The organism is Blautia fusiformis (genome assembly GCF_020686995.1).
GTDB lineage: Bacteria > Bacillota > Clostridia > Lachnospirales > Lachnospiraceae > Blautia_A > Blautia_A fusiformis.
In genome coordinates this window covers 127,183-135,356 of the sequence record NZ_JAJEPT010000011.1, presented here as the reverse complement: position 1 = coordinate 135,356, position 8,174 = coordinate 127,183, and the positions used below count along the sequence as shown (strand labels likewise).

Genomic DNA, 8,174 nt, shown 5'->3' with positions numbered 1-8,174 from the left:
TTGTGGACACTGTGTAAGACATTGCAGTACCGTAAGGTGTTTGCCAATGCAGTAGTGGGAGAAGCAAGAATCCCCCTGCTTTAGCTGTGGGGAGTGTCAAGTTTTCTTTGTGTGGTATAATTTATATATCAGTAGGAGTGTTAATGAATAACAATACTATATTTGACGATGTTTTCCGGACAATGGTGGAGAGGATGACTTACCTGCTCGTTCCGCTTATCAATGAGGTGTTTCATACTTCGTATCCGGAGAATGTAAAGATTGTGCATCTTCGGAATGAGCATCAGCTGGAGGATGGGGAATTGATCACGGATGCCCGGCTGTTGATCGGGGATAAGGTGTATCATATTGAGTGTTAGAGTGCGGATGATACTATGATGGCGATCAGGATGTTTGAGTATGATTTTGCGATTGCTTTGGAGAGTAGGCGGAGATTAGGACGGAAGTTTTATGTGGAGTTTCCGAGATCATGTGTAATTTATTTAAGATCTACGAAGAATACGCCGGATGTTGAGGAAGTGGAGCTGCTGCTTCCGGATGGGCAGGTGTGTATATATCGTGTTCCGACGGTGAAGGTGGAGCGTTATACAAAGGATAGCATTTTTGAGAAGAATTTACTGATGTTACTTCCGTTTTATGTAATGAGATACGAGGAGTCGGCGCATATAATAGGTGAGGATTCTGAGAAACTACGAAGATTATTGAATAACTGTGCGTCGCATTCTCGTTACTTCAGTAGTGATGAGTTAGACGCACTATTTTTGAAAATGAACAGAACAAATGTTTGTAAACTCTTCTTGCGTATGGTATAATAAAAACATGGAGAAAAATATATTTAATATCAATAATAATGGACTTTCATATGGTAGAGGATATGTGTATTCACTGCAGTACCATCTGGTATGGTGTACAAAATATCGGAAAAAAGTTTTAAAAGATGGTATTGATGCAGAATGCAAAGAAATGCTCTGTGACCTTGCAGAAGAATATAAATTTCAGATCCTGGCAATGGAGGTTATGCCGGATCATATCCATCTTCTTGTAGACTGCAGACCACAGTTTTATATCTCGGATATGATCAAGATCATGAAGGGGAACATTGCCAGGCAGATGTTTCTTGCGCATCCGGAACTGAAGAAGGAACTTTGGGGAGGGCATCTGTGGAATCCATCTTATTGTGCAGTAACTGTGAGTGACAGGAGCAGGGAACAGGTATGTTCTTATATCGAAGGGCAAAAAGAAAAACAGTAATCTGAAAGAACTCGTTTTTTATATTTGTAAGAAAGAGGAAAAAAGATGAGGACAGTATCCAGTTATGGCGTAGAACTGCGAAAACAGAATATCCCGATCCGCCAGACACTGGATATTTATCGTTCTGCGGTCAGCTGCCTGATTGAGATCTATGCCCAGGCATGGGATGAACTGGCAGTGATCACGGAACCTAAAAAACGTTTCAATACTGCAGAACATCTGGTGCATACCACAAAAAAGAATCAGGCAAGGTTTGATTTTGACCTGCGATTTCCAAAGATGCCTTCTTATCTCAGAAGGGCAGCTATCCAGCATGCCTTGGGAAGCGTATCCTCATATAAGACGAGGCTGGAACTGTGGAAAAAAATGGATAAGAAAGGCGGCACGCCGAAGCTGGTGTGTGGTAATCATGCTATGCCGGTATTTTATCGTGATGTGATGTACCGTGAGGATACAGAAGAAAAAGATAGAGCGTACTTGAAACTTTTTGACGGTCATGACTGGAAATGGTTCCGGGTCAGCCTCAGCCATACAGATATGGAATATCTCAGAAAGAACTGGGCAGGAAAAAAAGCTGCAGCTCCCGTGCTGGAAAAAAGGCATCGTAAATATTTCCTGCGTTTTTCTTATACAGAAGAGGTGCAGCTTACAAAGGCACCTGTAAAAGAACAGATCATCTGCAGTGTGGATTTAGGGATCAATACGGATGCAGTCTGCACTATTATGCGGTCAGATGGAACTGTCCTGGGAAGAAAATTTATTGATTTTCCCAGTGAAAAAGACCGGATGTACCGTGTGCTGGGACGGATACGCAGGTTCCAGCGGGAACATGGTCCTGTACAGGTGAAAAGCAGATGGGCTTATGCGAAGCGTCTTAACACAGAACTTGGAAGAAAGATCGCAGGAGCAGTTGCAGGATATGCGGAAGAAAACCACGCGGATGTGATCGTGTTTGAGTATCTGGAAACAAAAGGAAAGATATCCGGAAGAAAGAAACAGAAGCTGCATTTGTGGAGAAAAAGGGATATCCAGATAAGATGTGAACATCAGGCGCATCGCAGAGGGATGCGGATATCCAGGATCTGTGCATGGAATACCAGCAGGCTTGCCTGTGATGGGTCGGGAACAGTTGTCCGTGATCCAGGCAATCACAGTTTATGTACATTCCAGAATGGAAAAAGATATAACTGTGATCTTTCGGCGTCCTATAATATTGGAGCAAGATATTTTATCCGGGAACTCTTAAAACCCCTTCCGGCAACGGAAAGGTCTTTGCTGGAGGCAAAAGTCCCTTCAGTAAAGCGTAGGATCTCATGTGTATATGCGGACTTAAGAGAACTATTTTCAGAAATGGAACTCTTAAGAGCAGCATAAACACAGGCAGATATACAGCGGATTACCTGCAGTGTGGGAACCTGCCATATCTGGCATGGAAAAAGCGCATGACTGTGCATATCCTAAGCTACAGGCGTATCCGCCGATATTTAGCCTTGTCGCTTAAAGCGACTGAGGAGCATGTGACTTTAGTCATGTGAGATCCACTAGATTGATTGTAAGGATATCAGATTACATTTTCCGAAAAGAAGAAAAAATCAAGAAAGGAATAGATGAGGTTATGGGTGGAAAGGTTTTACAGTTGGAATCGGAACGCTTGTTTGAGCTGGGAGAAGCACGTGGGAAAATTATTGGAAAAGCAGAAGGAAAAGCAGAGGGCGAGGCTATTGGAGAAACGAGGATGAGGATGTTGATCAATCGTTTGATCGCGGATGGTCGAATGGATGAGATTGGGAAAATCATAGACAGTGCGGAGGCTTGCAGGGAGTTGTATAAAGAGTATGGTTTGTGAGAAATAAAGAGGATATTTTGTTACTGGTGACAAATGTCAGATTTTTACAGAAGAGAGGATATAAACATGGGTGTTTACAGGCGTAAGGCACAGTATCATGAGACGGATCAGATGGGGATCATCCATCATTCCAATTATGTGAAATGGATGGAAGAGGCTCGGATCGATTTCATGAAGGAGTTGGGCTTTGGTTATGGTGAGGTGGAGAAGCGGGGGATTGTTTCTCCGGTTGCAGAGGTTTCAGTTTCTTATAAGAAGCCGGTGCTTTTTGATGATGTAGTTGGGATTTCGGTTTCGGTGAAGAAGTACAGTGGTGTGGTTCTGGAGCTGGCTTATGAGTTTTTTAATGTGACCAGAAATGAGGTTTGTACAGAGGCTTCCTCGAAGCATTGTTTTACCAGGAATGGGGAGCTGGTTTCTCTGAAAAAAGAGATTCCGGAACTGGATGTGCTGTTCAGAAGCTGTGTGAAGGGGGATCGAGTCTAATGGAAGTTGTGGAGATGCTTGATAATCTGAAGGAAAAGGCCCGCAGGGACCCGGCGCTTCGGGAGATGTTGCTTGCTACCCGCAGGGAGAAAGAGCCGCTGGCTGCTTTCTGTAAGAAGTGCCGGGAGCTTGGGGTTCCGGTTTATGAGATGGATCTGATCGCAGCTGGTGAGGAATTTTATGCAGCGATGAAGAGGAGTACCAATGGCGGCGGAGAGAATTCTCCGATGCTTGAGGGTGAGGATGATTTTTATGAACTGTTTTTTGCTGGGTTGGAGTGAAAAAATAGTTTCAAAATTCCGCATCAATATACTTCTCCAGCACCGGGAACTGTACACCACCGATCTTCAGTACCTGGCTGTGGAAAGCTTTCAGATCAAAGTCCTGGCCAAGGCGGTTCTGTTCGGAAGTGCGTAAGTCCAGAAGGCTTAAGTAGCCCCAGTAGTATTTCAGATAATTTCCCGGGGTTTCCAGGATATACTGGTAGATCTCGGAGACAACGGCGCTGTCTTCGATACCAAAGGCTTTCAGAAAGCTGGCGGCTTCGGCCTGAGTCCAGCCGTTGTAATGGATCTCAATGTCCAGAAGGGAGTACATGCATAAATTGATGCTTCGGTTCAGCCAGGAGATCCTGGCAAGCTCTGTGGCAGAAGGATCCTGAATATAATCGGCGGCGTACTGGTAGGCATAGGGTTCGATGTAGGTGGCCCATCCTTCTGCAAAGCCGGAGGTGCAGAGAAGATTTCGGATGTTGGAGGATTTTTGGCGTTGGAAGGTGACAGTCTGGTAAAGATGCCCCGGGAATCCTTCATGTGCCAGTGTGGTAAAAAGCTCCAGGCCCTGGTAGCCGGCAGCCGGATTTATGTAGATCACATTGGGGGTTCCGGTATCCATAGGTGGGGTGAGATAAAAGGCGGGGCTTAGATATTCTTTCATGGAATCGTGGACTGTGCGGAGCTCAAAGGTGACATCTGTGAGAGGTGGGAAGTCTGTTTGGATCTTCTGCTGCAAGGCATTCAGCATCTGGGCAGGCTTTATTTCTCTGAAAGTGATTCCCCGGCTGAGAGTAGTCAGAAGCTCCGGGTTTTGTCGAAGTATGGTTCCTGCGATGCCGATCTCGTCGGAAAGCTGTCCGGAGAGTCGTTTTTCCATTTGCTTTACAGGAACGTAAGAGCCGGTCTGACTCTGAAGAAGATAGAGATAGTAGGCTTTTCCTCCCTTGAAATAAGTCAGGCCACGAGTGTTTTTTCCTGTGCCACGCAAAGCTTCCAGACCGGTCATAAGTTCCTGATAGGCTGGGATGACTTCTGTTTTCATAAGATTTTGGTGGGTCAGGACCAGAGCGTTCTGCTCTGAGGAAGGAAGTTTTCCATATTCGGATAGCTTTTTCTGGAAAATTTCCAGCATATAATTGTTGTCGGGATTCTGGATAAAAGCACTGCATTGTGCAAGGACCCGGTCCAGGGTAGTATCGCTCATAAAGAAGCCAGCTTCGGATTTCTTTTTTTCAAATTTCAGGATGCTCTGAAAGTATGGGCGGATGGTGGTGAGAAGATTGAGGTAGTCGGTGATATCACGATCTTCATAAAAGGCATATTCCGCCAGAAGAACCGGAAGCTGAGCCTGAATACCAAGACTTGGGCCAAGAGGCTCCTGAAGCAGATAATTGTCGCCCAGTGATTTTTCCGTGTGGTAATAGAGGAGCATGGAGTCCAGCGTCAGCTGATTTTCCGTGGAAAGGCGGCTGTAGCGGAAGGATTTCAGCTTTTTTTCGTACTGGCTGCAGATCTGGTATGTATTTTTCATATCTGTGGGGACAGTGCCAAGAGAAGCTTTTTTTCGCCGGATACCCTGTTTTTCCGGATGTGCCAGGGTATAATGGAGGGTAAGGGTGCTGCCGGAAACTTCATTTTGAAAAACTTTTCCGGAAAAGGCTTCGAATTTTCCGTTTTCTGTGATCCCGTGAGTGGAAAAATAACCGGCAGTAAGGCCGGTGAGAAGTGCCAGGATAAGAAGCAGAGTGATGATAATAGGAGATTTATTTTTCCTGATTTTAAGAGACATAAGACAGTCTTTCATTACTGTTTACAGACATATACCATGTGGAGAGTGCTGATGGTCTCGAAGCAAACAGTAACGTCCTTTCAGAGTGGCGCTTTGTTCTATCATATTGGAAAATTACGGAATCTATGATATTATGTGAGCGGAAATATACAAAAATGGAGAAATAACATGAGTGATATTTATGATCTTGCAATTTTAGGCGGAGGTCCGGCAGGGATCACGGCAGCGATCTATGCGTCCAGGGCCAGGTTAAATACCATATGGATCGATAAAAACTTTGCACCGGGCGGTCAGGTCACAGCTACCTATGCGGTGGATAATTATCCGGGAATGCCGGGGATATCGGGCATGGATCTCGGAGAAGCCTTTGGGGCGCATGCCCGGAAGCTGGGATTGGAACCGCAGCGAGAGAAGATTCTTTCCCTGGAAAATATTTCCGGAGAGATCAAGACGATTCGTACAAAAAAGCATGAATATCAGGCGAAAGCCCTGATCCTTGCATTTGGGGCAGAGCACCGGAAGCTGGATATCCCGGGAGAGGATGATCTGAGCGGCCTTGGTGTTTCCTACTGCGCTACCTGTGACGGAGCTTTTTATAAGGATCGGACCGCAGTGGTAGTGGGGGGAGGAAACGTGGCAGCAGAGGATGCAGTTTTTCTTTCCGGTCTCTGTGAAAGGGTATATCTTGTTCATCGCCGTGATGCGCTTCGAGCAGATCAGGCACTTCAGGAGAAAGTCTTTGCCTGTGAGAATATAGAAATGGTGTGGGACAGTGTTCCCCTTGAGATCCTGGGACAGGATGAAGTGACCGGTCTTAAAATCCGTAATATAAAAACAAATGAAGAGAGGGAATTGACCGCAGAAGGTGTTTTCATTGCTGTGGGGATCGTTCCTAATACGACACTTGTAAAGGACCAGCTCAAGCTGGATGAAAATGGATATATCTGTGCAGGAGAAGAGGGTGTTACCAGCGCACCTGGGGTTTTTGCAGCGGGGGATATTCGTACCAAGGCACTTCGCCAGATAGTAACTGCTGTTTCAGACGGAGCCAATGCAGTGGCTTCCGCACAGAAATATCTCTGGAGGAAAGATAATGGCAACGATTAAGGAAATCGCGCAAAGGGCAGGCGTGAGTACAACAACTGTTTCCAACGTCATACATGGAAAAACAAAAAAAGTATCTCCTGCCAATATTCAGAAGATTGAGAATCTTATCCGGGAGATGGGGTATGTCCAGAAAATGGGACTGAGAGTTCTGAATAAAGAAAAATCCCAGCTGATCGCAGTTGTGATCAATTATCATAAAGACTTCAAGGATTCTATCATCGGAGATCCTTTTTATGGAAAGATCATCGGTTTTATCGAGAAATACGTGCAGGAACTGGGATATTATCTGATGCTGTATTCCGCAAAGGATACAGATAAGATATTCCAGATGGTCATGGGTTGGGATGTAGATGGTGTTATTGCCATTTCCTTCAGCAAAAGCAACTGCGAAAAAATCTATCAGCTGATCAACAAACCGATCGTTTCTATTGATGCATATGGTGAGCTTGATGCAGGCCAGGAAAACCATGTCCTGAATATCGGACTGGACGACGAAAGTGGCGGCTATCTTATGACAAAATATCTTCTGGAATGCGGCTATGAGCATATCCAGGTTTGTGCAGGCCGTGATAATGGTGTGGATCATCTTCGTTACATGGGCGCTCAGCGGGCGGCGAAGGATTTTGCAAAGAAAAAGCAGAAGGTGCAGTTTACCGCTCTTGGAATGAATTACGCCAAACGAAAAGAAAGCTATGCGTGGCTGCTCCAGCGGAAAAAACCAAAGGCCGCACTGTTTTTCTTGTCGGACCTCTATGCATTGGAGGCTATCAGCTTTTTCAGCAGTCGTGGAGTAAAGATTCCGGAGGAGATCGGAATTGCAGGATACGATAACATCAGCTATGCGGAATTTTCCGTGCCTCGTCTGACTACTATCAGTCAGAATGTGGAGCAGAAGGCGTCTCTTGCAGTGGAAATTCTGATGGAACGGATCAATGGAGTGGAAAAAGAGCGTGAAAATGAGATCATGCTTCCGGTCACGCTGATCCCCAGGAGATCTGTACAGCCGCAGCATGAGGAAAAGTAAGTCTGCAGAGAATGTACCTGATCTGATCAGGGGGGTAGATACGAGAAGTCACTGCAGAACTGTGAAAAATAGAAAATCGGGACTTTCAATATAGTAAGAGTACAGAGAAAGAGTACAGAAAATCTGAGATATAAAGATATCAAAAGCCGAAATATACGGGAACTGTCAGTGTCTGACAGTCAGAGTATTTTCGGCTTTTTGTAAATTTACCTGAAATCGTAAAAGAGTTATCCTGTGTAGGTTCGTGCTGAAGATGTGGATAATAAGCATTTGCTGTTCTATGTGAAACCTGCACAAAACTATGATTTTGAACTTGTTACAATGATAGGTTATGTACATAACCTATTTACACAGCCTAACTTTGATGATATAGTGTGAGCACAAAGGTTAGGTACA

The 8,174-nt window shown here is 45.0% G+C and carries 9 protein-coding genes; 8 read left to right on the top strand and 1 reads right to left on the bottom strand.

The features are described 5' to 3' along the window. Positions 1-143: 143 nt before the first annotated feature. The 6 genes from LKD46_RS10905 (at position 144) to LKD46_RS10880 (ending at position 3,864) form a co-directional block, all read left to right on the top strand. Positions 144-359: a hypothetical protein gene (locus LKD46_RS10905; RefSeq protein WP_059086284.1), complete on the top strand. Its 216-nt coding sequence runs from the start codon at positions 144-146 to the stop codon at positions 357-359. Positions 360-819: 460 nt separating this feature from the next. Next, positions 820-1,251, top strand: coding sequence for an IS200/IS605 family transposase (gene tnpA / locus LKD46_RS10900; RefSeq protein WP_118607967.1), 432 nt, complete (start codon positions 820-822; stop codon positions 1,249-1,251). Positions 1,252-1,296: 45 nt separating this feature from the next. After that, a complete protein-coding gene (locus LKD46_RS10895; protein ID WP_227574149.1) occupies positions 1,297-2,625 on the top strand; it encodes a transposase in 1,329 nt (442 codons plus the stop codon). Between the two features lie 172 nt (positions 2,626-2,797). Beyond that, on the top strand, positions 2,798-3,097 hold the full coding sequence (locus tag LKD46_RS10890; protein WP_173758292.1) for a hypothetical protein: 300 nt from the start codon (positions 2,798-2,800) through the stop codon (positions 3,095-3,097). A 66-nt stretch (positions 3,098-3,163) separates the two neighbouring features. Beyond that, positions 3,164-3,583, top strand: coding sequence for an acyl-CoA thioesterase (locus LKD46_RS10885; RefSeq protein WP_227574148.1), 420 nt, complete (start codon positions 3,164-3,166; stop codon positions 3,581-3,583). After that, complete coding sequence (locus tag LKD46_RS10880) at positions 3,583-3,864, top strand: hypothetical protein (RefSeq protein ID WP_015525365.1); 282 nt, start codon at positions 3,583-3,585, stop codon at positions 3,862-3,864. The genes LKD46_RS10885 and LKD46_RS10880 overlap by 1 nt, the downstream gene beginning before the upstream one ends. A gap of 10 nt (positions 3,865-3,874) precedes the next feature. On the opposite strand, the gene LKD46_RS10875 is transcribed toward LKD46_RS10880, so the two are convergent. Then, positions 3,875-5,647, bottom strand: coding sequence for a DUF885 domain-containing protein (locus tag LKD46_RS10875; RefSeq protein WP_227574147.1), 1,773 nt, complete (start codon positions 5,645-5,647; stop codon positions 3,875-3,877). A 168-nt stretch (positions 5,648-5,815) separates the two neighbouring features. Between LKD46_RS10875 and trxB the strand changes: the two genes are divergently transcribed. Beyond that, on the top strand, positions 5,816-6,754 hold the full coding sequence (gene trxB, locus LKD46_RS10870; RefSeq protein WP_114001924.1) for a thioredoxin-disulfide reductase: 939 nt from the start codon (positions 5,816-5,818) through the stop codon (positions 6,752-6,754). Next, complete coding sequence (locus LKD46_RS10865; protein ID WP_227574146.1) at positions 6,741-7,778, top strand: LacI family DNA-binding transcriptional regulator; 1,038 nt, start codon at positions 6,741-6,743, stop codon at positions 7,776-7,778. The genes trxB and LKD46_RS10865 overlap by 14 nt, the downstream gene beginning before the upstream one ends. The last annotated feature ends 396 nt before the right edge of the window (positions 7,779-8,174 follow it).

Bases quoted from the DNA above. Each gene is read 5' to 3' on its own strand.
- LKD46_RS10905 (WP_059086284.1), top strand. From the start codon at position 144: ATGAATAACAATACTATATTTGACGATGTTTTCCGGACAATGGTGGAG.
- tnpA (WP_118607967.1), top strand. From the start codon at position 820: ATGGAGAAAAATATATTTAATATCAATAATAATGGACTTTCATATGGT.
- LKD46_RS10895 (WP_227574149.1), top strand. From the start codon at position 1,297: ATGAGGACAGTATCCAGTTATGGCGTAGAACTGCGAAAACAGAATATC.
- LKD46_RS10885 (WP_227574148.1), top strand. From the start codon at position 3,164: ATGGGTGTTTACAGGCGTAAGGCACAGTATCATGAGACGGATCAGATG.
- LKD46_RS10880 (WP_015525365.1), top strand. From the start codon at position 3,583: ATGGAAGTTGTGGAGATGCTTGATAATCTGAAGGAAAAGGCCCGCAGG.
- LKD46_RS10875 (WP_227574147.1), bottom strand. From the start codon at position 5,647: ATGTCTCTTAAAATCAGGAAAAATAAATCTCCTATTATCATCACTCTG.
- trxB (WP_114001924.1), top strand. From the start codon at position 5,816: ATGAGTGATATTTATGATCTTGCAATTTTAGGCGGAGGTCCGGCAGGG.
- LKD46_RS10865 (WP_227574146.1), top strand. From the start codon at position 6,741: ATGGCAACGATTAAGGAAATCGCGCAAAGGGCAGGCGTGAGTACAACA.